This window comes from Streptomyces sp. NBC_01716, assembly GCF_036248275.1.
In the GTDB taxonomy this organism is placed as follows: domain Bacteria; phylum Actinomycetota; class Actinomycetes; order Streptomycetales; family Streptomycetaceae; genus Streptomyces.
In genome coordinates this window covers 3,953,239-3,977,247 of the sequence record NZ_CP109181.1, presented here as the reverse complement: position 1 = coordinate 3,977,247, position 24,009 = coordinate 3,953,239, and the positions used below count along the sequence as shown (strand labels likewise).

General features: G+C 68.0%; 20 protein-coding genes, 1 tRNA gene and 1 pseudogene. 7 read left to right on the top strand and 15 right to left on the bottom strand.

Features of this window, described 5'->3' with window-relative positions:
* Nucleotides 1–212 precede the first annotated feature (212 nt).
* Nucleotides 213–1,937 (top strand): methionine--tRNA ligase, encoded by a 1,725-nt coding sequence (gene metG, locus OIE74_RS17300; protein ID WP_329384232.1) that lies wholly within the window; start codon nt 213–215, stop codon nt 1,935–1,937.
* A gap of 50 nt (nt 1,938–1,987) precedes the next feature.
* Here the strand turns inward: metG and OIE74_RS17295 are convergent, their stop codons facing one another.
* From OIE74_RS17295 to OIE74_RS17270, 6 genes are read right to left on the bottom strand one after another with little or no spacing between them, the layout of a single operon-like run.
* The gene (locus OIE74_RS17295; RefSeq protein WP_329384229.1) at nt 1,988–2,632 is read right to left on the bottom strand and encodes a histidine phosphatase family protein; all 645 of its coding nucleotides are present in this window, start codon (nt 2,630–2,632) and stop codon (nt 1,988–1,990) included.
* A gap of 34 nt (nt 2,633–2,666) precedes the next feature.
* A complete protein-coding gene (locus OIE74_RS17290; protein ID WP_329384227.1) occupies nt 2,667–3,221 on the bottom strand; it encodes an FkbM family methyltransferase in 555 nt (184 codons plus the stop codon).
* Between the two features lie 11 nt (nt 3,222–3,232).
* Entirely contained in the window at nt 3,233–4,774 is a 1,542-nt protein-coding gene (locus tag OIE74_RS17285; RefSeq protein WP_329384224.1) for a hypothetical protein, read from the bottom strand.
* Between the two features lie 6 nt (nt 4,775–4,780).
* Nucleotides 4,781–5,926, bottom strand: coding sequence for a glycosyltransferase family protein (locus OIE74_RS17280; RefSeq protein WP_329384221.1), 1,146 nt, complete (start codon nt 5,924–5,926; stop codon nt 4,781–4,783).
* 13 nt (nt 5,927–5,939) lie between these two features.
* Nucleotides 5,940–7,337, bottom strand: a complete 1,398-nt coding sequence (locus tag OIE74_RS17275; RefSeq protein WP_329384218.1) for a N,N-dimethylformamidase beta subunit family domain-containing protein — start codon at nt 7,335–7,337, stop codon at nt 5,940–5,942.
* Nucleotides 7,265–7,933 carry a class I SAM-dependent methyltransferase gene (locus OIE74_RS17270; RefSeq protein ID WP_329384215.1) on the bottom strand — a complete coding sequence of 223 codons (669 nt, stop codon included), beginning with the start codon at nt 7,931–7,933 and terminating at the stop codon, nt 7,265–7,267. Before OIE74_RS17270 ends, OIE74_RS17275 begins: the two co-directional genes overlap by 73 nt.
* A gap of 305 nt (nt 7,934–8,238) precedes the next feature.
* On the opposite strand from OIE74_RS17270, the gene OIE74_RS17265 reads away from it, so the two are divergent.
* The gene (locus OIE74_RS17265; protein WP_329384213.1) at nt 8,239–9,618 is read left to right on the top strand and encodes a hypothetical protein; all 1,380 of its coding nucleotides are present in this window, start codon (nt 8,239–8,241) and stop codon (nt 9,616–9,618) included.
* Here the strand turns inward: OIE74_RS17265 and OIE74_RS17260 are convergent.
* Nucleotides 9,615–10,517, bottom strand: a complete 903-nt coding sequence (locus tag OIE74_RS17260) for an aminoglycoside phosphotransferase family protein (RefSeq protein WP_329384211.1) — start codon at nt 10,515–10,517, stop codon at nt 9,615–9,617. The genes OIE74_RS17265 and OIE74_RS17260 overlap by 4 nt on opposite strands.
* 370 nt (nt 10,518–10,887) lie before the next feature.
* On the opposite strand from OIE74_RS17260, the gene OIE74_RS17255 reads away from it, so the two are divergent.
* Entirely contained in the window at nt 10,888–11,694 is an 807-nt protein-coding gene (locus OIE74_RS17255) for a DUF317 domain-containing protein (protein WP_329392333.1), read from the top strand.
* A 162-nt stretch (nt 11,695–11,856) separates the two neighbouring features.
* Here OIE74_RS17255 and OIE74_RS17250 read toward each other — a convergent pair whose 3' ends face one another.
* From OIE74_RS17250 to OIE74_RS17230, 5 genes are all read right to left on the bottom strand, one after another.
* The gene (locus OIE74_RS17250; protein WP_329384209.1) at nt 11,857–12,237 is read right to left on the bottom strand and encodes a hypothetical protein; all 381 of its coding nucleotides are present in this window, start codon (nt 12,235–12,237) and stop codon (nt 11,857–11,859) included.
* Nucleotides 12,238–12,335: 98 nt separating this feature from the next.
* Nucleotides 12,336–14,075: a relaxase/mobilization nuclease domain-containing protein gene (locus tag OIE74_RS17245; RefSeq protein WP_329384207.1), complete on the bottom strand. Its 1,740-nt coding sequence runs from the start codon at nt 14,073–14,075 to the stop codon at nt 12,336–12,338.
* The gene (locus OIE74_RS17240; RefSeq protein ID WP_329384205.1) at nt 14,072–14,689 is read right to left on the bottom strand and encodes a mobilization protein; all 618 of its coding nucleotides are present in this window, start codon (nt 14,687–14,689) and stop codon (nt 14,072–14,074) included. The genes OIE74_RS17245 and OIE74_RS17240 overlap by 4 nt, the downstream gene beginning before the upstream one ends.
* Nucleotides 14,690–14,885: 196 nt before the next feature.
* A complete protein-coding gene (locus tag OIE74_RS17235) occupies nt 14,886–15,794 on the bottom strand; it encodes a DUF2637 domain-containing protein (protein WP_443076143.1) in 909 nt (302 codons plus the stop codon).
* A 257-nt stretch (nt 15,795–16,051) separates the two neighbouring features.
* Nucleotides 16,052–17,317: a DUF3631 domain-containing protein gene (locus tag OIE74_RS17230; RefSeq protein WP_329384202.1), complete on the bottom strand. Its 1,266-nt coding sequence runs from the start codon at nt 17,315–17,317 to the stop codon at nt 16,052–16,054.
* Between the two features lie 934 nt (nt 17,318–18,251).
* Between OIE74_RS17230 and OIE74_RS17225 the strand changes: the two genes are divergently transcribed.
* Together OIE74_RS17225 and OIE74_RS17220 are read left to right on the top strand one after the other, a co-directional pair.
* Nucleotides 18,252–18,464, top strand: coding sequence for an excisionase family DNA-binding protein (locus tag OIE74_RS17225; protein ID WP_078075978.1), 213 nt, complete (start codon nt 18,252–18,254; stop codon nt 18,462–18,464).
* Nucleotides 18,464–19,627 (top strand): annotated as a pseudogene (locus OIE74_RS17220) (tyrosine-type recombinase/integrase). The gene OIE74_RS17225 and the pseudogene OIE74_RS17220 overlap by 1 nt, the downstream one beginning before the upstream one ends.
* 329 nt (nt 19,628–19,956) lie before the next feature.
* Here OIE74_RS17220 and OIE74_RS17215 read toward each other — a convergent pair.
* Nucleotides 19,957–20,030 (bottom strand) — tRNA-Gly (locus OIE74_RS17215).
* A 430-nt stretch (nt 20,031–20,460) separates the two neighbouring features.
* On the opposite strand from OIE74_RS17215, the gene dcd reads away from it, so the two are divergent.
* Nucleotides 20,461–21,036, top strand: coding sequence for a dCTP deaminase (dcd, locus tag OIE74_RS17210; RefSeq protein ID WP_189111071.1), 576 nt, complete (start codon nt 20,461–20,463; stop codon nt 21,034–21,036).
* Between the two features lie 4 nt (nt 21,037–21,040).
* Nucleotides 21,041–21,538 (top strand): phosphoribosyltransferase, encoded by a 498-nt coding sequence (locus OIE74_RS17205; protein ID WP_329384194.1) that lies wholly within the window; start codon nt 21,041–21,043, stop codon nt 21,536–21,538.
* Nucleotides 21,539–21,588: 50 nt separating this feature from the next.
* Here OIE74_RS17205 and OIE74_RS17200 read toward each other — a convergent pair whose 3' ends face one another.
* Nucleotides 21,589–22,551: a Yip1 family protein gene (locus tag OIE74_RS17200; protein WP_329384191.1), complete on the bottom strand. Its 963-nt coding sequence runs from the start codon at nt 22,549–22,551 to the stop codon at nt 21,589–21,591.
* A gap of 137 nt (nt 22,552–22,688) precedes the next feature.
* On the bottom strand, nt 22,689–23,831 hold the full coding sequence (locus OIE74_RS17195) for an FG-GAP repeat domain-containing protein (RefSeq protein WP_329384189.1): 1,143 nt from the start codon (nt 23,829–23,831) through the stop codon (nt 22,689–22,691).
* Between the last annotated feature and the right edge of the window lie 178 nt (nt 23,832–24,009).

Sequence of the window (24,009 nt, the reverse complement as noted above, 5' to 3'; positions counted from 1 at the left end):
AGCGCCTTTCCGGCCCCGCCCGGAGCGGCTGGAAAACCCAGGGGAAGGGCGAGCTTCCGATTCGATACGATGAGTGCGGCCTGCAGACCGGAATCGTCACCGAGCGTGACGTCGCTGTGCGGCTTGGGTGGTCGCATCGGCAGCAGCCTCCGACATGATCGCGCCGCACCGTCGGCTGCGGCGCCGTACGTTACGAAATGGAGCATCCGAGGATGTCTCGACACCTGATCACCAGCGCGCTTCCCTACATCAACGGGATCAAGCACCTGGGCAACATGGTCGGGTCGATGCTTCCGGCGGACGTCTACTCCCGGTACCTCCGCCAGCGCGGTCACGACGTCCTCTACATCTGCGCCACCGACGAGCACGGCACGCCCGCCGAGCTGGCCGCGAAGGAGAAGGGGCTGCCGGTCGCCGAGTTCTGCGCGCAGGCGCACGACGGGCAGAAGGCCGTGTACGACGGCTTCGAGCTGGCCTTCGACTACTTCGGCCGCAGCTCCTCGCGGCAGAACGCCGAGATCACCCAGCACTTCGCGCGCAAGCTGAACGAGAACGGGTTCATCGAGGAGCGTGCGATCCGGCAGGTGTACTCGCCCGTCGACGGCCGCTTCCTGCCGGACCGGTACGTCGAGGGCACCTGCCCGCACTGCGGCTACGACAAGGCCCGCGGCGACCAGTGCGAGAACTGCACCCGCGTCCTTGACCCGACCGATCTCATTGAGCCGCGTTCGGCGATCAGCGGCTCCACGGACCTCGAAGTCCGCGAGACCAAGCACCTGTTCCTGCTGCAGTCCAAGCTGCAGGGCGAGGTCGAGGCGTGGATCGACGCGGTCGGTGGGGAGTGGCCGCAGCTGTCCTCGTCCATCGCCCGCAAATGGCTGACCGAGGGCCTCCACGACCGCGCCATCACCCGCGACCTGGATTGGGGCATCCCGGTTCCGGCTGATACCTGGCCGGAGCTGGCGGCCGACGGCAAGGTCTTCTACGTGTGGTTCGACGCGCCGATCGAGTACATCGCCGCGACGAAGGAGTGGGCCGACGCCGCGCCCGACGGAGAGGTCCGGGACTGGAAGTCGTGGTGGTACGAGGCCGACAACACCGTCCGCTACACCGAGTTCATGGCGAAGGACAACATCCCCTTCCACACGGTGATGTTCCCGGCCACCGAGCTCGGCGTCCGTGAGCCGTGGAAGAAGGTCGACTACGTCAAGGGCTTCAACTGGCTGACGTACTACGGCGGTAAGTTCTCCACCTCGCAGAAGCGCGGAGTGTTCACCGACGCCGCCCTGGAGCTGCTGCCCGCCGACTACTGGCGCTACTTCCTCATCGCCAACGCCCCCGAGTCCGACGACTCCTCCTTCACCTGGGAGCACTTCGCAGCGACGGTGAACAAGGACCTCGCCGACACTCTCGGCAACTTCGTCAACCGCGTGCTGTCCTTCTCCCGGAAGCGCTTCGGCGATGAGGTGCCGGCGGGGCATGCCGCTGGTGAGGGAGAGGCGAAGCTGGGCGTGGAGATCGCGCGGCTGCTCGCCGAGTACGAGGAGCAGATGGAGGCCCTCCAGTTCCGCAAGGCAGCAGCCGCGCTGCGTGCCCTGTGGTCCGCGGGCAACTCCTACCTGGAAGAGAAGGCTCCCTGGCTGGAGATCAAGACCGACCCGGACGGCGCCGCGCTGACTCTTCGCACCGCGATGAACCTGATCCACCTGTACGCGGTCGTCTCGGAGCCATTCATCCCGGCGTCGGCCACTGCCATGCGCGGCGCGTTCGCCCTGGAGGACGACACAGCGACCTGGGTGACCGCCGAGCAGGCCCAGACGCTGGACACCGTCCCGGCCGGCACCGCGTTCACCGTTCCGCCGGTCCTCTTCGCGAAGATCACGGAGGAGGACCTGGAGTCCTACCGTGAGCGATTCGGCGGCGCCGAGAGCGCCTGAGCGGTCTCCTCGTCGCCGCATCCGGACTCGCACCCGTACCGGCCCGGCGTTCATCGGGCGGCACGGGCTGTGCGTTGGACGTGGTCGGTCAAAGCGGTCGGCCGCGCGTTCATCACCTGGATCCGTGGACGGCCCTCGTCGACCTCGATCCACGTCAAGCCCGCTGATTCCGGCACGTACTCCAAGTAGCGGCCGAAGCCCTGCCCGGTGAGGTGCAGCAGCAGGCAGGCGATTCCGCCTCCATGCCCGACGAGGACTGTCGTGCGGTGCGGTCCCGAGCAAACGTCGTTCAGCAGGCGTACATAGCGGGCCTGGACGTCCTCGGACGATTCGCCTCCAGGCGAGCGGAGTTGGTGGATCGGCACTCCTTGGCGGGTGGCTTCCACGGCCGCCAAGTCCCTTGACTTTCCGCCGAGGTGGCCGCTGTTCTTCGCGACCAGACGCTCATTCACCCGCACGTCGTCCGGTGCGAGCGCGGCGGCCAGCAGCTCAGCGGACTCGCGGGCGCGTGACATCGGACTGACGAGCATCTGGCCGACAGCGATTTCGGAGGCGGCGAGGCTGTCGCCGACGGCGCGTATGTCGTCGCGTCCGCGCTCGCTGAGACGACCGCCGACGGCCTGGCCTTGGTGGATGCCGCGGAGGTTCTCCTCCGTCTCGCCGTGTTTGATCAAGTAGATGTGCTTTGTGTGCATGACTTGGCGCCCCTTCCCTCTCGCCTTCCTCGCGTCAGTCCCAGTCGCGGACGTCGACGCACGCGGATACGGCGCCGACGAGCTGGTCGTGGTCGGATTTGGTCATGTAGGAGAAGCGGTCGTAGTGCCACTCGATGTAGAGGACGGAGATGAGGCCGAGAGTCCCGTCGGCAATCAGCTTCGTCAGCACGGGGTACTCGGCGCCCTCGATGTCCATCTTCACGACGACGTGATCGTCCGGGGTGACGGTCCTGCGCAGCCAGGAGCTGAAGTCCGTGGCGGGCACGGGGACGGGTGAGCCGTAGTCGATCTGCTGCTCGTACACCGGGGGCACGCGCTTGCCGGGCATCACGGTGGAGCTCTCGTGGTGGCCCAGGAATAGGTTGATCATTCCGTCGTGGGTCCATACCGCGCTGTGAGAGATCTCCACGCGAGGAGAGTGAGCGGCCCGTTCGACTTCGTCGCGGATGGACTGCAGCAGCTTCTCGTTGGGCTCGAAGGCGTAGAAGTCATGGTCGGGAAGTTCGTGCATGAAGCGCTTCAGCACGACTCCGAGGTTGGTTCCGCAGTCGATGAAGACGTTGCGCATGAGGTACTCCCTCAGTCATGGGCAGGCAGGGGAATTTCGATCTCCAGCGCGATGGCGCTGGTGAGCAGGGCGAATTCGCCGGTGTCCGGGCGGTAGCAGCGCTCCTGGTACCGGATGGTGATCCGGCGGACTGGCTCCTCACCGCGGTGGGGAGGAAGGTCTCCCCACCGGTAGAGTTGTCCTCCGGGTGCTTTGAGCCAGCGCCGTGAGCGAGGCAAAGGGCCCTTTGGCACACCGGAGTTGAGGCGCGTGAACATCGTGGTCAGGAAGACCACGTGCTCGCGTGCTTGCTCCTCGTTCGTCTGGGCCTTGCCGTACGTCTGCTTGAGCGTGCGCAGTTTGTCGAGGTCACCGTCGGCGGCGACGAGGAGGTCGCGGAGGTGTCGGTCCCAGACGATGCCGAGGTGGCCGTGGAGCACGGGCTCTTCGGTGAGGAAGTAGCCCAAGACCCGGCCGTATTCGCGCTCGTACGGGCACATGAAGTCGTTGTAGAGGCCAAGCGTCGCGCCCGAGACGGTCTCGACTTGCCAGTGCATGCGAGCGGTGAAGGGTGCGTCCCACCAGCCCAGATGCCACGGCTGCCACAGCAGGTCGGTGGTGCTCAGCAGGAGCGTCGCGAGCGCCAGGAGCGCGGCCGGCCAGCCGAACGCTGGGTCGTACGTGGCGTCATGGCCGGGGACCAGAGCGACGGTGAGCGCCAGAGCGATGCTGGTTGCGATGTTCTCCCAGAACAGGATGCCGGAGGCGAGGGCCACCGTGAGGCCGAAGATCCCAGTTGCCAGTAGGGCCGCGATGAGCAGCTGACGGTCGAGGAAAGCGATGAGACCGGCGGCCTCTACCGCCATCGTGAGGAAGTTGACCGGCCGGTCGACGACGCGGACCCGGCGCAGTACCTGGGACATGGCCTTCGGGGGGATGAATCGCGCCCAGCCCCAGCAGTACGCGGAGGCGGTGAGGTAGTGCGTGCGGTTGTGCCAGGCCCATGACCAAGGGCGCGGCCCCAGGCGGGCCTTGCTCCAGGCCGGCTTGACGTAGTGGGAGAGGCAGACGCAGCCGAGAATCAGGAGAAGTCCTGCTGGTGACCCCGACGGGCCGAGGAGCAGGGCCACGAAGAACCAGGCCAGGTACGCCTTGAGCAGCCGCAGCGGCATCATCGCGTGGTGTTTCCACCCCCGCAGCCTGCCGCAATACACGACGAGCCACGGCAGCAGCAGCAGCGTCCACAACGCCGAGGCGACCGCGAGCAGCAGCAACAGCTGCTTGTCCTGGCGTTGCGGCGCTACGGGGCGTGTCACGTCGTAGTCGCTCGTGGCGCCCTGCCAGCTGAGCAACGCGGTCACGAAGAGGGCGAACCAGTGGAACGGTCCGGGGATCGGCACGGGGAGGAAGGGGAGCACCACGGTGGACGCGCCGCTCGCGATCACTGCGGGTCGGGCCGAGGAACGTAGCGAAAGGAACCGTACAGCCGGAGAGACAGCGAAGCGGTAGCAGGCCGCGACAGCGGCGACGGTCACCGCGGTGTCCGTCTGTGCGGAGAGCGAAGGCAGCCCCATGACCGTCTACCGGGCGGAAGAGCTGTGGAGTTGACTTGGGGACTCCCACAGCAGGCTCTCCAGGTAGGAGGCGATCTGCTCACGGGGGTCGGTCGTGAGGTGCTGATCCCGATGGCGTACGACGTTCTCGCGCAGTTCCTGGAGATGTCGGAGGAAGCCGAGGACTCCCGCGGGACTGATACGTGCCGTGCTGGTCCCGAGCTTCGCCTCGTCGACGACCTTGGCGCACCAGTGCTGGTCGTAGGTGGGCAGCGGCACCAAGTGGACGGGCTTGCCGAGGACGAAGGCTTCGCTGATGAGGTTGAAGCCGGCGTTGGAGAACACCGCTTCGGACCGGGCCATGTCGGCGATGAACGCTTCTCGGTCGAAGGGGCAGATCTCGATCTTGCCGCTTGCGTACCGACGTAGGCCCCCGATGTCCGCGCCCTGAGCGTAGATGCGTAAGGCACGGTCAGTGACGTGCTGCTGGAAGATATCGGTCAGGGCGCGGACGGTGTCTTCCGGACCGTGGTCGAAGTACCGGGAGAAGTAGGCGGTGACGACTGGCTCGGTGCTGACCGGCGCTGAGCGGACGACGTCGGGGACGACAGGTGCGATGAACTCGAGCTTGGGGTCCTCGTCCTTCAAGGGGACGAAGGAGCAGATGAAGGATCGATCGGCGCGGGGTGTGAAGTAGCGGAGCCGCTGTTCGTCGGCGGTACGTGCGTAGCGGTCGACGTTCGGCAGGTCCAGGTGCCGGTACTTGCTCTGTTGATCGACGGAGATCAGCGGTTTGTCGAAGTGGTAGGCCAGACGTGGGGTGTTGGGCTCGTAGTCGGTGATGAATACGTCGGGAACGCGGGTCTCGCGGACGAGCTGGCGCAGGCGCAAGTGTTGGGCGATGCCAGCCGGTGCCTGACGGATGTTGGCCCGTGCGGCGTCGCTCGCGTATATGCGGTCACCGCGGGCGAGGAGGGTCGGCATCCACCCGTTCCACGCGGTGAAGCCGAGGTCATGGAAGTACTCGACGCGGGCTGTGCCATTGGTGACGATCCGCACCTCGTGCCCGCGATCGCGGAGGTACTGGGCGATCACGCTCTGCCGGACCGAGTGGCCCATGCCGATGCCGTTGACGCCGATGATCACGCTGAGCGGCCGTATAAGTCCAGACATGACGATCCCTTGGTCAGACGAGACGGGTGAGAACGTTGCGGGTGATGGTCGCGACGTGAGGGTCGGTGGCCAGCAGCCGAGCCCAGTCGGTGGTGGCGGCGGTGAAGACCGCGCCGCCCGACGCGGATGAGGCACGGAGGCCGAGGGTGGCCGCACGAGGGCTGTCCGTCGGTTCTCGGGCCGCGAAGTGCCAGTCGGCCGGCAGCTGGGCCAGGCCGAGGATCTCGAAGTCCTTCGGCGTCCCGTCCTGGCCGGTCGGGCGGGGACGGCCGTCCTTATCGATCTGATACGCGGCGCCGTCGCACTCGTAGCCGATCAGTGCCCCGTCGCGGCCGAAGGTGTCACCGGTCTTCAGGCCGGTGCCGGAGAAAACCCAGTGGTCCGCGTCCGCCACGGTGAATCCGAGGGAGGCGCGGGGTCCGTCCCAGTGGCCGCCGCCGTTTCGGTAGCTCACGCCGAGCAGCGTGTTCTCCGGTTCCGACTCCCACCAGTGGTCGGGGCATCCGTACGAGCCATCCGGGTCGGTTCCTTCGGGGGCTCCGGGAGGAAATTTGTCGCACTCAAGACCGGAGATGCCGGTTGGAGCGACCTTCACGCGCCACCAACAGGTGTTGGCCCCGAAGTTAGCGATGTTTCCGCCTCCGTCGCGGAAGGCGGTGACGTTCCGGCGGGCCCCCGTACTCCAGTACTCGTCGTGCCCGGCGGAGACGAGCAGGCGGTATCCGTCGTTCAGGAACCGACCCTCGTCGATGTCCAGGTCGGTGCAGTAGTCGACTTCGATGCCGCTTCCTTCCATCCCTGAGATGAAGGGGGCGTCCCAGTGCGCGAACGTCTGGCGCGGGGACGTGGCGTCGTACGGGTCGGGCAATCCCTTGACGGGACCTCCGACTCCACCGCCCGGGCGCCGCAGTGTCACGTGGGAGGCGCTGTAAAGGCTGCCGCCACCTGCTGTGTTGTACGCGTGGTAGGTGAAGATCGGGATCTTGTAGAGGACCTTGCGGCCTGAGGGAGCCGGAGGCGTGACGACCAGCAGCATCCTGGCTTCGCGAGTGTCCATCAACGGCGTGCCGGACACCGGATCGGTACTCAGGACCGCGACGTAAACCCCTGATGGCCAGTCACGCGGCACCCGGAAGTCGTAGGCGGGCCAGTGCCAGTCCCTGTCGTAGCGGCCGGGAGCGGCGTCACATCCTAGCCACCCAACACGCCCTGCATGGCGCGGTTTTGAGCCCCATCGGTAGAAGTCGATGTTGAAGTGGGGAGCCGATGTGGCGATGTGCAGTCGAACCGTCTCGCCAGCGCGGACGCTGGGCTGACTGGGATAGCCGTTGATGCCGGTCACGCGTGGTCCCGGGGGCGTGCAATGCCGGCGAGGTGGTACGGGTCTGCCTGGCTGACTTGGGCACCCCATCCCAGGTCGTTCAGCTGGCGCGTAATGCCGGCAGGGTCACGGAACACCTTGACGGCGTGGTGCTGAGTTCCGTCGGCGAGCCTGCGGCGCACGGTGGGCACGTCCATCTCGACCGCCAGGTCTTCGATCTCGGCCTTCGCCGGGGAGTCGTCGAGGAAGACCACACAGCCACCGGGCGCCAGCGCCCACCGAAGCAAGTCCCAAAAAGCTTCCATCTCCACGGGCGGCACGTGGCTGAGCCAGAAGGCGAAGAAGACAGTGTCGTACTGGCGGTCAGGTTCCCAGCTGAAGACGTCCGCTCCGATGAAGCGAGTCGTCGTACCCTGCATCCGGGCGCGGGCGATATCCAGCATCTCCGGGGCGGCGTCCAGCGCGGTCAGACTCTGCGCTCGATCGGCGAGCAGTCGGGTCCACTGGCCCGTGCCGCACGCCAACTCAAGGACATCGCCGCGGATGGGCAACTCGTCGAGTGTCTTCGCGAGCTGGGGCAGGTGCATGCGTTCGCCGTATGCACTGTCGTACTCGGCGGCTCTTGCGCGGTAGTAGGCGATTTGGCGTCGCGACCAGCCCGGTTGCTCGGAGAGCTGTTCTGTCATGCCGTGCACGGTGACCTCTCATTCCACGTCGCGATGCCGTTGCGCCAGCCGTCGCTTGGGGCGCACAACGCGATCAAGGCTTGGGGAAAATGCTCACGGGGCCGCGGAGTCGCCCATGGTGTTCGACTCGGAACGTCCGGCCTGCCCGCGGTGATCCAACTGTCGCCACCCAGAGGCGACTTCGGGAGCGTGCACTTGGGGGTGCACTCGTGCGCCCCTACGTGCAAATCCCCTGCACCCTGGCCCTGATCTTCGTAGAGTGACGGTGCGTCGAGCTGGCACTACGGCCGTTCTCTGGAGGTCCAATGGCAGACCGGAATGCCAGGCTGGCCGCACTCATGCAGGAAGCTGATTTCTCGCACAAGTCGCTTGCCCGCGCGGTAGTCGCCGCGGCGGCTCGATCGGGCGAAGCCATCACCTGCGATCACACCTACGTCACCCGATGGCTCAAGGGCTCGATGCCGCGCGGGAACATGCCGCAGTTCATCGCCGAGGCCGTCGGGCGTCTCCTGGGGCGCCGCCTCACCGTCGATGACATCGGGATGGGCGACGCGGCGGTGTCCGCCGTACAGCCTGACCTGGGGCTTGACTTCGCGGATCATCCCGAGGCCGTGGCCAAGACCGTGGCTGACCTGTGGCGCGCAGACCTTGGCGAGGCTGAGCGATTGGTCCGGGCACCGCCGGATTCTGCCGCATGGAACACCGCGGCACTGCGCTGGCTCGTCGCCCGGCCGGACGGGGAGCTGACGCGCACCGGTAACCGGGCAATCGGCGCGCTGGACGTGGAGATGGTGCGCTCAACTGCCGAGGCATTCAGCATGCTTGACGGGAAGTTCGGCGGTGGCCACGCGCGACGCGCGCTGATCCAGTACCTGCACACGGATGTCCGGCCGATACTCGATGGGAAGTACTCCGATGGGGTGGGGAGGCAGCTGCACTCCGCGGTAGCCGAAGCGCTCCTGCTCGCCGGATGGATGTCATACGACAGCGGCTTGCATGGCATCGCCCAGCGCTACTTCATCCAGGGCCTGCGCATGGCCCAAGCGGCGGGCGACAGGCTTCTCGGCGGAAGCATCCTGTCCGCGATGAGCCATCAGGCCACGTTCACGGGGCGGTACCAGGACGCTGCATCTCTCGCCCGTGCCGCGTACATGGGGCCGGCCGCAAGCCTGGGCCCGACGATGGCCGCGCAGTTCCGCGCGATGGAGGCACGGGCTCTGGCTCGTCTTGGTGACGAGCGAGGCTGCGACCTGGCCCTGGTGGAGGCGGAACGCCAGCTCAGCCAGAGGACGGCCGACAGCGATCCGCCGTACATCGCCTACTTCGACGAGGTGGAGCTAGCGGCGGAGATCGGTCACTGCTTCCGTGACCTGGGACGCTCTGTCGAAGCGACCGAACGGGGCGCGGGCTCCATCTTCGGCGATGGCATGAACAACCGAAGCGATTTCTTCGCGACGATGGTGCAGGCCGAGGCGTACATCGACCAAGGAGAGATCGGCCGCGGCTACGAGATCGCTCTGAGGGCCCTGAGTCTCGGTGACGGTTTGAAGTCGGCACGCTGCTTGCAGTACGTGCGGGAGTTCCAGGGCCGCGTCACGGACGCCATGAGGCGGGCCCCGGAGAGCCGCGAGTTCGAGGAACAAGCCCGCGAATTCCGCCTTTGGCAGCAGGCCGGAGCCGCCTAGAAAGGTGCCCAAGCCCGCCGGGAGCCACCTGACCGCAGCGTCTCGACGCGCTTCTCAACTTCTTCAGCTGCGCGCGGACTCGCCCCGGCGTTCTGCGAAAGCCAGGTGACCATCAGCAGTTCGCGGACGCTCCGGAGCACTGTGTACCCGGACCACTGCCGGACGTCGAAGCCGTAGCCGACCGCGAAGTCGGCATACTCGGCTTCCGTGTGCCAGCCGAAGCTGTCGTAGTACATGGCCGTCTGCATGAGGTCCCACTCGCGGGGGCCCGTCGCGAAGCCATCTAGGTCGATCACCTTCGGGTGTCCTTCGGCGTCCAACAGAACATTGCCGATGTTGAAGTCACCGTGCAGATGTCCCGGCGGAAGCGCGAACTCCAGCTTCTCGTACTCAGCAGCCAACTTCCCGGCTAGGTCAGTGAGATATGCGCGAGTCTCGGCACGGATCACAGCACGCCTCAGCCGCTGCTGGACCTTGTCAAAGGGGCGGAGTTCGGGCAGAAGAAAATGAGGCGGCTCCAGTCCGTGGAGCTGCCTCAGGAGTTCGCCCATCTCACGCGTACTTGCGTACTTCTCGCCGTCGGCCAGCCCTTCCCAGAAGGTCACCGGGTGCCCCTCGACGACGACAGGCTGTTCAACCTCCGTGACGAGTCGCGCCGACGGATAGCCCTCAGACGCGAGCCATTGCGCGACAGCGACCTCTCGGCGCACGGACGGCAGACGGTCAGCGTGACGGCCGACGCGAGAGACGACCCGCCCGCCGTCGATGCGGAACACCGCATGGTCACCGAGTCGCAGCATCTCGATCCCGTCGGGATCCAACCCGGCTGGCCCGCAGGCACTACGCAAGATCCTCGCTGCCATTGCAGGGTCGAACGCAGTTCGCTTGCTCGTCGTCATGCCGTCTGACCTTCCTGTGTTGCAGGCAGAGCGAGGATGGCCCGCCCCCGCGTTGGTCCGTTACCGATGTGGCCTTGTCCCTCCAGCCGCACGATGGCGGACCGAACCACCGTCCGAGAGGGTCTAGCCGCCTCGATCGTCGGTGGCGACCGAAGTCCGACCGTTGTCGAGAGCAGCAGCGCCGGATGTCGCTGAGCCAGTCTTGGAGCGGGACAGGCTGGCCCTGCACTCGAGGCAAATCTGTCCACCTTTTCACCAGTTCGCTGGGGGCAGACAGAGAGGTCCCTGAAAGGACTGGTGTGCTGCCGCAGACCATGTCAACGTACAACGCCCTGCCGGAAGACCTACCCCCGAGCCCACGGAGGCGCCCCTGTACCCGCACCACCCCAGCGATCCCTTCCGACCCGGTGCCCCTCCCGCGTACTGGGTCGGTCCCCGACACCTAGCCGGCGACGACGGTCGTCTCTACGATGCCGTCGCGGACAGCCTCGCCGGCTTCGGCTGGACGAGCCTGACTGTCGTTCGAGGGCGGCGTGAGCTCGACGAGCCGCTGGAGGACCATCAGGTGCTACGCAGCACGGTCCTGCATATCAGTCGCGACGCTCTTCGGTGGGCTCAGTGGGTGCTGCCGGACGAGCCGTTTCACCTCGGTGGGCTGCCGATCGCGTGGCAGGTTTCTGCCCGTTCGGACGCGAGCAGTCCGCTCGCGGACTGGTCCGCCTACTTCACCCCCGACGTCCCGGGCGAGGTCATCACCGACTTCCTCTCCGCGCTCGACGAATGCGGCCAGCCCACGACGTTGCCAGCCGGTCCCGAGGCGGTCCTCGATGCGGCCACCGCACACGGCTGGCTCCGCGACGCTGACCAACCCCGCGCGGTGGCGATACACCCCACCTTCACCTCCCGCCTCAGCCTCGCCGAGGCGCCATCCCTGATCCAGGACGCCGACCCCCGCGCTCTGACTGCCGAGGCGGAGGGGCTGGGGGCGATGGGCTGGCAGGCGTGGGCTGAGCCGGCCATGAGTGCCCCGTACCTGTGGGCCGCGTCATTCAGCGCCAGCGTGCCGCACGGTCTTGTCGCCGCGTTCGCCTCCTCGCTCAGCTCCACCGCGCCGGTGTTGCGCAGGGTGCTGCCGGAGAGCACGCGGGACCAGCTCCTGTGTGCCCCTGCCAGCTGACCACCGCCCCCACGCTGTGAGAAGCCGGGCCTCCCATTCGGGAGGCCCGGCTTCACGTTGCTCTGGCAGCTCGTTGGCGCTACTGGCCGCTCCGATCGCTAACCGGGAGCCATCCCGGCCCGGAATTCCCTCGCCCTCATTGCTGGGGGAAGTGGCCCCTCATCAGAACGCGTTGGGGGCGAAGGGACGCACTGGCTCGAGCACGAGGGCGAGCAGCCGATCGAACTCGTTCCGTTCGTCCTTGCTCATCAGCTGGGTGGCGTTGCCGAGGGTTTTCTGGGTGAGCTGCTGCATGAACGGGGCGAGGAAGCGCTGCATGGTTTCCGGGGCTTCTGTCCTTGCCTGCACGTACTGCCGGTACCGCGCGGTCTGCGCACGTACTTCTGCGAGCTCGGCGCGGGTTGCCATGAAGACGTGAGCCTGTTCCTCCTTACTGAACGGGCGTCCGTCGCGGTGGGTCCAGGTGTGGGTGTCGGGCCGGTACTTGAAGTCCGCGTCGCAGAGTAGAGCGACGATGTCGGGTCGGAAGTCGGTGTTGGGCATACGGATGCTCCTCGTGGAATTGGGAGCTTCAATGGTCTGGAGAATCGCCGGTTGGGCTAACCGGCGATCGTCGGCTATGTTGCGCCCGCTTCCCCCGGTCAGTGCGGACGGCCGGGGTGGTTCGCTGCCTTGGCCGCTGGTGGTGTGGCGGGTGTTGGGGTCGGGGTGTGCCGGCCGTCGCGGGTGGGTGTGGCCTGGGGGGTTTCGGGTGCGGCGGGCAGGTGGGCACTGCGGCGCAGGCGCCAGACGAGGACATCGCTGAGGGAGTCGGCGCTGTCGAGCTCGCGTCGTCGGGTGGCTTCGGCGAGCAGGGCTGCCGGGTCGTGGCCCGCTTGCCGGGCGTCGGCGAGGGTGGCGGCCAGGGCGGGCCAGCCGGGCTCGGCCTGGATTCGTTCGGCGAGCTCTGGCAGTGCCTGGTGCAGGAGATCGGCTTGCCGCTGCCGCATACGCGGTGCCAGACGCTGGCCTCGCCGGCGGAGGGCGGCGATGGGGTGGGCTGCGGCGGCCTGATAGGCGGCGCGTAGATGCTCGGCGGCTTGCTGGGCTGCGGCTGCCTGCTGGCTGTGGTGCCTTCTGGCGTGCCAGTTCGCCGCGGCGATGGCGAGGAAGACGGCCATGTCGATGACCATCGCCGTGGTGGCTCCGTCTTCGCCCCGGCCGAGGGCGGGGCCGCTGTGGACGAGATCGTGGGCGGCCTGTCGCAGGGCGTGGTCATGTCCGCGTACGGCGCGCACGTGAGAGCGGCCGGCCCGCTCGAACACGAACGCCGCCTGCCGGAGTTCCGCGCGGGTGTGGGCGGCGGAGGTCTTGGCAAGCGCGTCCAGGACCTCCCCTGCTGCGGCGATCTGCGCTGCTGCCGTGCCGTCGTCGCCGTGATCGATGATCAGCAGAGCCTGCCAGGTGGCGGCGGCGGCCCGTCGCCGGGCGAACGCGGGGTGGGTCACCGGCGGCAGAACCGGCTGGGCCGTCCCGGGACCGCTCTCGGCGATCGCCTCCGCTTGGAGGGACCAGCGTTTGCGGATGCGGGGCAGAGACAGGTCGGGAGCGAGCGTGGAACCGGCATAGAAAACCGGCTCATCGTCCTTGTTGCGGTCGCCAGGCAGCGCGACCTTGTAGCCGAGCAGGTCGCCCGACGGCGCGATCCGCTTGCGGATCAGCAGGCCGTCGGCGGCCAGACGGTCGAAGAACTCATCCGTGGAGGCGGCGCCGGCCGAGGCGCCGCGCACGGCCTCTCGCAGCTCCTCTCGCGCTGTACGCTCCCGCCCTGCCCGTTGGGCTTTGTGGCGTTCGGCGCTGGTGGGGCGTTTGGCCGCGGTGCCGTCGCCGGGGTTGACGCGGTGCAGGTCGTAGTCGGCTTCGATGAGGCGGGCTTCGGCCTGGGCGCGTTGGCCGGAGCGGTGGTGGTCGGGGCGGCGGCCGTCCTCGCGTACGAGGGTGGCGATGATGTGGATGTGGTCATCCGCGTGGCGGACGGCGGCCCACCGGCACCCGGCGCTGTCTGCGCCGCCGGGGTCGATGCCGGTGGCGGCCACGATGCGGCGGGCGATGTCGGCCCACTCCACGTCGCTCAGGATGCGGTCGGTGCCTGCCGCGCGTACGGAGCAGTGCCACACGTGCTGGTCGGGCCGCTGGTCTTCGTCGAGGAGGTGCAGTGGCTGGTCGAGAAGCCGCTGGAGGTCTTCCTTCGTGGCGGAAGGGGCGCGGCCGGGGTCGGGTGCCATGGAGTCGAAGGAGGCGACCAGGTGCGGGTCGACGTGCTCCTCGCGGGTGCCTTTGCCGTAGAGGTAGTTGAGCAGCCCGTGGGTGCTGCTGCCTTGCTTGTGGATACAGGGGATCAAGCGGTCTTGCCTTTCTGGCGGTTGGTGATCCGCTCGACGGCCGCCCTGGTGGCGGTGGCCGCGCGGCGGACGTCGGTGAGGGCTTCCTCAATGCGGGCGATGTCGCCGCCGGAGTTGAGGGTCTTGGCCATCTGGTTGAGGTTGCTGCCGGCCCAGCTGAGCTTGCGGCCTGTGGCGAAGAGCTCGATGAGAACGTCGTGGTCGGCGGCGATGGTGGCGGCGGTGCGGGTCTGGTCGCGGGCGGCGGCCAGGGCGCAGTGGGCGAGGAATCCGGCGACGCTCATGCCGACGGCGTCGGCGCCGGCCTGGATGACGATGTGTTCGCGTTCGTTGAGGCGGACGCTCTGCGCGGGGCGCTGCTTCTTGTCACGGGGACGCGGCTTCCCCTTGGACCGGCGCTTGCGGACGCCCGCACTTGGCTGCGATCCGCCCCCGGTCGCAGGCTTCCCGTCCGGCGCCCCCTGGCGCCGGACGGTCCCCGCCACCCCGGAGGCGGGGCCGGGTTCGGACGCTCCCCCTGCGGGGGAGTGTCCGAACCTCCAACTTGCTCGGCTGGTGCTGGTGGTTGTCATCTCCTGCTGTGGGCTCGGGTGTTCGTGTTGCTGGCCAGTCATGGCGCGGATCTCCGTGTTCCGTAAGTGATCGGGCTGGGGTGTGATGCGTCGGCGGGGTCCGCTGAGGGGCTATGAAACGGCGGTGCCGTTGGATCAGAGGCTCTGGGCGGGTTGTGCGAATGGGGCAGGGGCGACCCGGTGGCCGGAAGTCCGGAACCGCTTCCGGACTTCCGGCGGGTGGGGTAGCGCGGGGAGGTCAGCCGGATGGCTGGGCCGAGGAGCGCGCTGAGTCCCGCTCCTTCTCAAGCACCTTGATGACCTTCAGCAGGCGCTCGTTGGAGGCTTTGCGTTCCTGCACGTTCCGGATCTCGTCCGTGATCTCGTCGCGGTCGATCCCACCGAGCCGTTCGACCACGGGGCGGGCGATGGCCAGCAGCTCGTCGAGCGAGGCATTCGGGGGCCGCCCCGTACGCCGAGGTGCAGGCGCCTCCTGATCCAGCACCGTGTCGGGCACTTCCGGCGCGCTACGGGTGGGAGAACCGGATGTTCCGGTGAGTTCAGGACTGCCGCCGAGCGACTCGCTCTTCGCCTCCGTAGCCAGGACCGGTGGTTCCGGCTGCTTCGCGGATGCCGTGGTCGGCACGCCGACGTGCCGTTCGGAAGTGGTGTCCGGAGGTGCTGTGGGTTGGTCGACGAGTTGGTGGATCTGCCGCATCAGGACTCCGAAGGCGAGCAGGGCTGCGGTGGGCGGGACCGCGGCGACCACGTAGTCGAGCAGCGGCACGGTGCCAGCACCTGCTGTGCCGCTGACGCCTGCGACGTTGAGGGCGATGGAGCCGGCCGATCCGGTGGCGGTTACGGCGATGGCCCATCCGTCGGTGACCCTGCGCAGACCGGCGCGGAGCATGAGGAGTTCGCCCGCGACGATGAACGCGTCCAGCGTCGCCGGCCACGCCCATTGACGGACGGGTGAACCGCCCAGCCCGTGCTTCCCGGACACCTCGGCAAGATGCGTGTAGGACAGCCAGAACGCCCCAGCGGTCAGGGCCACGATGACGGCACCAGCGGCCACGAGCGCGTACCGCTCAGCCGTGTGCTTCATCATGCGTTGGCCATGGTTCGTCGCGATGGTGGTCTGGTGCCGGGTGGTGGTGGGGTGGAGCAAGCGGGTTCTCCTCAGATAGCGGTGGTCCGTCCTGGCGGCGGGGGGACACGGCGAAGTCGCTCGGGACGGCACAAGACGGATCCGGGCACTGCCTCAGCGAGGGCAGGGCCGCCGTGGGGGTGGGACTCGTACCACTCGTTGCGTGCCTGGTCAGGACAGGTACGGGTGGAATGGTGATGTCGAGTCGACTCGTTGCGAGGTCTTCACTCGTCCCCGTGCTGAGCTGGGCGGGGACGAGTGCGACGGGACGTTCCGGGTCAGGGCGCGGTGCCGGGCAGCCGTTGCGCCGTGACCTGAACCGCGGGTGCCGGTTCGGGGCAGTAGCGGGCCCAGGCGTCGAGGAACTGGTTGCGCGCGAAGCCTTTGGCCTGGGTGCCGTCGGGGAAGCGACGGTTGGCCGAGCTGATGCCGTAGGGCTTCAGGAGCAGTTGCAGGCCGCGCGGCGTCAGACCGCCGGCACCGTACTCCGCCCACGGCGCTTCCCTGTCCGCGTTCAGTGCCTCCAGCAGGCGCTTGGTGGCCAGCACCCCTGGGTCGCGCTCGGCGCCGAAGGCCCGGCGGATCCCGACCAGCAGCCGCGTGCGCAGCCCGCCTTCCTCGTCCTGCCCCGCCTCGTAGTCGCTCATGATCCGGCAGGCGGTACGCACGAGCGCGGGCCAGTCACCCCCGGCGAGGTCGGCGACGATCACCAGCGGCTCCCACGTGTCGGCCGCGCGGTCCTCGACCGGCATGACCGGCTCCCGGTCCGCCGCCAGCGCACCCAGCGGCTGGAGCCAGGAGGAGAGGCGGTCGCGCAGGGCGTGCAGCGCGGGGGTGTCGCGGTGGGTGCGGAAGGCCGCGACCTTCTCGCCCGGTGCCCGGCGGCGCATCCGGATGACGACCGACCGGTCCATGATCGTGTCCGGCAGGTCGCCGATCCCCGCGAGGGCCGCCATGGCGAAGGTGGGGAACGGGGTCGGCTTGTGCTCGGGCCCCGAGACCCGCAGCGTGGGCCGGTTGCGCTGATGCCCGGCGTTCAGCAGACCCCGCAGATCCTCGTTCCGTTCAGCCGCCTTCGCGGTGCCGAAGAGGGTGTCTGCCTCGTCGACCAGGAGCGTGGGCGGATTGTCGTCGGTGATCGACCGGAAGATCGCGGCTGGACTGGCGTTGACCGTGATCAGGCAGTTGTGCACCGTCTCGGTCAGAACATCCAGCAGCCTCGACTTACCGCACCGCTTCTCCGGAGCCACCACCGCCAGACGCGGCGCGTGCTGCCACGCCGGCTGCAGATGCGACGCCGCCACCCACAACGTCACCGCCGTGAGAGCCTCCGCCGAAGGCAGGATCACGTACCGCGTGATCTGCGCCTGCAGATCGGCCAGTACCTGTGCCCCTTCGGGCAGCGGCGTCGCTGGAGGCTCGTCGTCGCGGTCCTCGTCCGTGGGAGGCACGGTGGAGTTGACGGGCTGGCCGGGTACGGCGACCGGAGGCCACGGTGGCGTCGCGTCACGGTGAGACGGGGTCTTCGGCTGGGGTTCGGTCATACTGGGCATCAGCTCCTCTGCTTGCGGGCCGTATGGGACGGCAATCCCGGTTTCCGCAGGTTGATCGCTAGGGATGGCGGTTGAGAGGTCGCGGTTGAAGCCCCCGGCCTTGCCGGGGGCTTCGTTCATGCATGAGGCTGCGGCGGGTCAAGAGGCAGGCGGCTAGGGCTGGTTGGGTCGCCGCAGCGGGCGAATCCAAGACAGCCACAACTACCCCGCACAAGTCCAGCATTCGCCAGAGAAAGCGGACAGCTGTCGGCGAACACCTGCTGCGGGGCTTGCATATAACGGTAGACCCGAAACGCCGGTCGACAAAAAAGCCCGAGCATCGGCAAAGCCAGAAGCATCACATCGAAGATATCTTGCGCAGCGGTTGTGACCCGAGCTACAACACATAACCCCACGTCAGACCGTACATCGGCGATCGAATCCACCACTCATGGCCGCGCCCTAAGGAGTCCGGCTCAACTCCCTTCCACGGTGAAGCGGAGCGCAACATACCGCAGAACGCCGGTTCACCAAACCGGCGAACGCGAGGTACACATTTGGTCATGGAAAACAGACCGCTCGCAATATGCCCGGAAGGAATTCAGGGTCGCAGCACCGTTGAATTCCCCCGCGCTCAACAAGGCATCGGCCAGCGCCAACTCGGCCACCGAGGAGCCGCTTTGGGCAGCCCGATGACCAACACCACCGTGTCCCCAGGCGGCTCGGCCAGTGAGAACGGCCCCAGCAGCGACGCGTAGCTCAACTGCCGCCCCGGCGCACCCCGCAGGGGCGGGCGCCCGCCAACAACCCCCATCCCAAGCGATCGACCACGCAGGTCGGCATTGCCGTGCCATATGCCTGCGAAGAGAGGACCCCGCCTTGCGTCGGCCAGCGATACCCCATGGCTCCGCTCGGACCACGAGTGCCGCGAAGGAGGTGACGCTGCATGGCTGACCGCCTCCTCACCGTGGACGAGGCTGCTGAACGACTCGGCACAGGCGTGCGCTTCGTCCGCCGCCTCGTGGCGGAACGCCGCATCGTCTTCGTCAAGGTCGGACGCCACGTCCGCATCGCCGACAGCGCTCTCACCGCGTACATCGAAGCCCACACCGTTCAGCCCGCACGACGGGGTCGGCCGAGCTACGGCAGGGCCGCCTGATGCCGCGCAAGCCGCAGCGGCGGCGCGAGTTCGGCAGCGTGCGCAAGACCCAGTCGGGACGCTTCCAGGCCCGCTACTGGGCTCCGGACGGTGTGCGGCGGTACGCGCCACATACCTTCGAGACCAAGACGGAGGCGACGACCTGGCTCACGCTGACCCAGGCGGACATAGAGCGCAAGCACTGGACCGACCCCGACGCCGGAGCGGTCAACTTCGAGGACTTCGCCAACAAGTGGGTTCGGGAGCGCGGCCTCGCGGCGACCACCGAGGATCTGTACACCCGCTTGCTCAGGCTCCACATCCTGCCCGCGTTCGGCGAGTGGGACCTGGACGGCATCCAGCCGGCGGATGTGCGTGTGTGGCGAGCTGAGCGGCTCAAGGCGACCAACGGCGCCAAGACGACCGTGGCCAAGTCCTATCGTCTGTTGAAGGCGGTGCTCCAGACCGCGGTCGACGACGAACTCCTCAAGAGCAACCCGTGCCGTATCAAGGGTGCCGGGAAGGAGGAGGCGGACGAGCGCGATGTCGCCGAGATCCATCAGGTCTACGTGCTGGCCGAGGCGATCGGACCGCGCTAGCGCATCATGATCTTCCTGGGCGCTTTCGCGTCCCTCCGCCCCGAGGAACTCGCGGAGCTGCGGTGCGGTGATATCGACCTCGACGAAGGCGTCGTGTGGATCAGGCGCGCCGCACCGGAGCTGACCAACGGCCAGAAGGTCGTGGGAGCACCGAAGTCGCGTGCAGGGAAGCGCGCGATCTACCTGCCCGACTTCGTGGTGCCCGAGCTGCGTCGCCACCTTCAGTGGTTCGCCGAGAAGGAACCGGACGGGCTGCTCATCGTCGGAGAACGCGGAGCCGCTCTGCGACGGTCTTCCTTCGGGCGCAAGTGGCGCAAGGCGCGGGCCGCGGCCGGTCTGCCGGACAGCTTTCGCTTCTACGATCTCCGCCACACCGGCAACACCCTGGCGGCGGACTCGGGCGCGAAGCTCAAGGACCTCATGGTCCGGGCGGGCCAGTCCAGCCCGAAGGCACAGCTGATCTACCAGCACTCCAAGAAGAAGCACCAGCGCAAGCTCGCGAAGAGCATAGACGCCGAAGTTCGGCAGCAGCGCGGCGAAGCCGCCGAGCGGGCTCAGGCGGAGACGCGGAAGAACTCCGGCTGAGGTCGTGGCGGCCTCGCCCGAGGCGGCGTGGCGGAGGCGGGACCGCTTAGCCAGCAACAGCGGTCCTGTCTCCGCTCCATGCCCCCGGGCGGAGTTCGCAGGAAGCGGCATTGCCTTCGCAATGCCGCAACTCCTAACGCTCCTGTGACCCAGTTCACAGGAAATGCGTCTCGCCATTCGAGAAGTCCGGCGCGGAAAGGCTCGCGCATCGCGCGAGACGTCGCCGAAACCGCGCCTCTGCCAGCAGAAAGGGCTGGTGGAGGGCTGACGGGACAAGGAATGGTCTAGACAACAAAGGAGGCCCAAGTCGCTGACTTGGGCCTTCGTCGTGGAGCGGGTGACGAGAATCGAACTCGCGCTCTGAGCTTGGGAAGCTCATGTTCTACCATTAAACTACACCCGCGCGAATCGCCATGATCAGTGGCGCTTCCGTGGACACTCTACCCCATTGCCGACTCCGGTCGCTCGATGTGGCCCTCCGTCCCGGGAGTTGGGGGTAGCCTCCGTCATCGGAGTGCCGCTTCGGTGGGTGTCTTGCTGATCCCCTAATGTGTGGGTTCGTCCGCGTTCTTGGGGAAGGGACCTGATGGACTTGATGGATCGCACCGTCGTCCGCTGTGCCGAAGGGCATGTGTTCAGTACTACGTCGTTCCCGATGCAGCAGCTTGACGCCGGGCGGCTCGGCCCCGGGCGGTTGATTCGGTGTCCGCGTTGTGCTCGGTTGCGGCATGCCGTGCCCGTGGAGGTCGGGCGGCGCTGACGTAGGTGGTCGGCAGGGGCGCGCGGGGTTGCCCGAGTGGGGCGGGTCCGCGCGTTCTGCGTATCCTCGGGGCGTGCTTCTCTCTGACAAGGACATCCGGGCCGAGATCGACTCCGGGCGCGTACGTATCGACCCTTACGACGAATCGATGGTGCAGCCGTCGAGTATCGACGTACGGCTCGACCGGTTCTTCCGTGTGTTCGAGAACCACCGTTATCCGCACATCGACCCCGCCGTCGAGCAGACCGATCTGACCCGCAAGGTCGAGCCGGCCGGGGACGAGGCGTTCATCCTGCATCCCGGGGAGTTCGTGCTCGCCTCGTCGTACGAGGTCATCTCGCTGCCCGACGACATCGCCTCCCGGCTGGAGGGGAAGTCGAGTCTCGGGCGGCTGGGGCTCGTCACGCACTCCACCGCCGGGTTCATCGACCCCGGCTTCTCCGGGCACGTGACCCTGGAGCTGTCGAATCTCGCGACGCTGCCCATCAAGCTCTGGCCCGGCATGAAGATCGGGCAGCTGTGTCTGTTCCGGCTCAGTTCGCCGGCGGAGTTTCCGTACGGCTCCGATCGTTACGGGTCGCGTTATCAGGGGCAGCGCGGGCCCACCGCCTCCCGCTCGTTCCTGAATTTCCACCGGACGCAGGTGTAAGGGCGTGGACGACATACGGGAGAACCTCACGTACGAGCGGTTCGGGCTCGCCGTACGGGAGTTGGCGCAGGCCGTCGCCGACGACGGGTACGAGCCCGATGTCATCCTGAGCATCGCCCGCGGCGGGGTCTTCGTCGCCGGCGGGCTCGCGTACGCGCTCGACTGCAAAAACATCCATCTGGTCAATGTGGAGTTCTACACCGGCGTTGGTACGACTCTCGAAATGCCGGTCATGTTGGCACCCGTGCCGAATGTCGTCGACTTCTCCAACAAGAAGATCCTCATCGCCGACGACGTCGCGGACACCGGGCGCACGCTCAAACTCGTCCATGAATTCTGTCTCGATCACGTCGCCGAGGTCCGCAGCGCCGTCATATACGAGAAGACGCACTCGCTGGTGAAATGCGAGTACGTCTGGAAGCGCACCGACGAGTGGATCAACTTTCCCTGGAGCGTGGAAGCCCCTGTGGTGCGCCGTGGCGGGCAAGTTCTCGACGCTTGAGAAGTTGAGCGACGGTGGGCCCGCCATCGTCCCGGTGGCGGGCCCAGTCGTCAGATCGTGCCCAGCTTGATCAGTGACAGCAGCGCGATCAGCTGGATCGCCGACGCACCCAGCGCCTTCGGCCACGGGAGGTCGTGCGACCGGCTCACCATCATCGTGAACAGCGCCCCCGCCGCGACCCAGGTGATCCAGCCGAGCATCTGCACCAGGGAGTTCTGGCCGCCCAGGAAGAGCGCGAAGACCAGGCGCGGTGCGTCCGTGATCGACATGATCAGCATGGAGAGGCCGACCGTCGGCTGCCAGGCGCCGTCGCCGCCGAGCTGACGGGCCAGCGTGTGGGTCACCGTGCCCAGGATCAGACCGCCGATCACGAAGGCGACGGCCGTCGTCAGGACGTACGGGACGGCCGTCGAGAGGGTGGCGTTTATCGCCTCCTCGCGGGCGCCGTCGAAGCCGAAGATGGCGAGCAGGCCGTAGAGGAACGTGACGACCAGCGCCGGGCCCCAGACCGCGTAGTCGCGCATCTGCCAGAACGTCCCGTTGGGGCGCAGCACGATGCCGGTCAGCAGCTGCTTCCAGTGCAGGCGCGGGCCGGCCGGGGCCGGTGCGGAGCCCGCGTGGTACGTCGCGCCGTCGCCGTAACCGTGCTCGTCCACGCTGAACTGCTGCGTGTGGCCGGGGTTGTTGGCGTACGGGTCGTGCGCGCCGCCACCGGCGTGCTGCTGGTTGTACGGGTCGCCGAAGTACTCGGGCTCACCGTGTCCCCCGGGCCCGCCGCCGTGTCCGCCCGGTCCGGGGTAGCCGTAGCCGCCCTGCGAGGGGCCGGGGTGTCCGGCGCCCGCCGCCGGGGGCCACTGCTGCTGCGGAGGGCGCGGCTGCCGACCGTACGGGGGTGCCGGCTGCCCGCCTCCGTACTGCGGAGGGGGCGCCGCCTGCCGTCCGTACGGCTGCTGCTGCGGGTCTTGCTGACGTGTGCGGTTGTCCCGGCCGCGTCCGATCCTGAATCCAGCCACGTCACCGAACGTACCCGTTTCGGGCGGGCGCGGGGCTGGAGGAGCTGGAACAGGCCAGCCTTTGCGGCCGAGCTGTGACATCCCTTAAGGGAACCCTGGGGGGCCCGCCGCACCGGGCGAGTGGGGGCTGGATCCCCTCACTTGAGGAAGATCGACGTACTGAAGCTGATCACCGGGCGCCCGGGCGCCTTTCCGTCCTTCCCCGACGGGTAGAGCGCGATCAGATCCTTCTCCTCGCCCTGGTGCGTACGGGTCAGTACGTCGGGCCGTTTGTCGCCGGTGAAGTCCGCGGACTCCAGGAGGTCCGTCGTGGTCTTTCCGCCCGCACCGGGCAGGTTGGGCGCGGGCGGGAGTCCGACGGCCTTGAAGGTGTACGTGCCGCCCTTCCCGCCCGGTCCCTGCGGGCCGCCCGGCATCAGCTCGCCCTTGGCGGCCTTGCCGGGCTCGTGGGTGCGGGTGGCGTGCACCAGGTCGTCGTACCCGTCGCCGTCCGTGTCCGCCTTGCCCGTCGGGGCGTAGAGGACCGGGCCGCCGCCTGGGATCGGTTCCGCCGCGGCGCGGGGCGCGCCCGCGCGGCTGAACGGGCCGCGCAGGTAGCTGACCTGGCCGGCGCTCGCGGAGACCGCGAGGTCCGGCTTGTCGTCGCCGTTGAAGTCGCCGCACACCGGGTGGTCGGGCCACTCGTTGCCGAAGCGCGCCTTCGCGGGGATCTTCAGGACCACGGCCTTGCCCGTGAGGCCGTCCGGGCCGCCGAAGAGCAGCTGGAGGGGGACGGGTGGGCGGCCCTGGCCGTCGTACGGCGGGTCCGTGCTCACGATCAGGTCGGCGAAACCGTCCCCGTCCAGGTCGCAGGTGGCCGCCGCGTCGAAGGCGGCCGGGAGGACGCCGTCGGTGGCCGCGCCGTTGGCGGCGGGGCTGAGCGTCTGGCGTACGGCGGGGTCGACACCGCGCGGTGAGCCGGAGCCGTACACGATGCCGATGCCCGCGTCGTCGCCCTGGACCGCGTCGGGGGCCTTGACCAGGTCGTTCAGTACGAGGTCGCGGTGGCCGTCGCCGTTGAAGTCGGCCGGGACGTCGCTGCCGTCGCCGCGCGGGACGGGGCGCTTCGGTACGGAGGCGGCGCCGGACAGGGGCGCGGTGTCGCCGTTCTTGGCCTCGCTGCCGCCGCCCGGCTTGTCATCCGACCCGGAACCGCTGCAACCCGTCAGCAGCAGGGCCAGCGCCGTACAGAGGCCGGCACCGGCCGTCACCGCTGTCGACGTGCCGGTACGTATGCGCACGACCTCATCCACCTACTTCTGTCCGGTCACCTGACATTCGCTGCCACATGATGCTCCAGTTCGCGCGTCGCGGTAAGGAAACGGACCGATCGCGATCACGGGCCGATCGGCTCAGGAGACGGCAAAGGCCGGACCCGCCCCCGAGGCAGGTCCGGCCTTCGCGTCCTCCGTAAGGAGG

Bases quoted from the DNA above. Each gene is read 5' to 3' on its own strand.
- OIE74_RS17280 (WP_329384221.1), bottom strand. From the start codon at position 5,926: ATGTCTGGACTTATACGGCCGCTCAGCGTGATCATCGGCGTCAACGGC.
- OIE74_RS17230 (WP_329384202.1), bottom strand. From the start codon at position 17,317: ATGACCGAACCCCAGCCGAAGACCCCGTCTCACCGTGACGCGACGCCA.
- OIE74_RS17285 (WP_329384224.1), bottom strand. From the start codon at position 4,774: ATGGGGCTGCCTTCGCTCTCCGCACAGACGGACACCGCGGTGACCGTC.
- OIE74_RS17275 (WP_329384218.1), bottom strand. From the start codon at position 7,337: ATGGGGTGCCCAAGTCAGCCAGGCAGACCCGTACCACCTCGCCGGCAT.
- metG (WP_329384232.1), top strand. From the start codon at position 213: ATGTCTCGACACCTGATCACCAGCGCGCTTCCCTACATCAACGGGATC.
- OIE74_RS17290 (WP_329384227.1), bottom strand. From the start codon at position 3,221: ATGCGCAACGTCTTCATCGACTGCGGAACCAACCTCGGAGTCGTGCTG.
- OIE74_RS17265 (WP_329384213.1), top strand. From the start codon at position 8,239: ATGGCAGACCGGAATGCCAGGCTGGCCGCACTCATGCAGGAAGCTGAT.
- OIE74_RS17270 (WP_329384215.1), bottom strand. From the start codon at position 7,933: ATGACAGAACAGCTCTCCGAGCAACCGGGCTGGTCGCGACGCCAAATC.
- OIE74_RS17240 (WP_329384205.1), bottom strand. From the start codon at position 14,689: ATGACTGGCCAGCAACACGAACACCCGAGCCCACAGCAGGAGATGACA.
- OIE74_RS17225 (WP_078075978.1), top strand. From the start codon at position 18,252: ATGGCTGACCGCCTCCTCACCGTGGACGAGGCTGCTGAACGACTCGGC.
- OIE74_RS17295 (WP_329384229.1), bottom strand. From the start codon at position 2,632: ATGCACACAAAGCACATCTACTTGATCAAACACGGCGAGACGGAGGAG.
- OIE74_RS17260 (WP_329384211.1), bottom strand. From the start codon at position 10,517: ATGACGACGAGCAAGCGAACTGCGTTCGACCCTGCAATGGCAGCGAGG.
- OIE74_RS17250 (WP_329384209.1), bottom strand. From the start codon at position 12,237: ATGCCCAACACCGACTTCCGACCCGACATCGTCGCTCTACTCTGCGAC.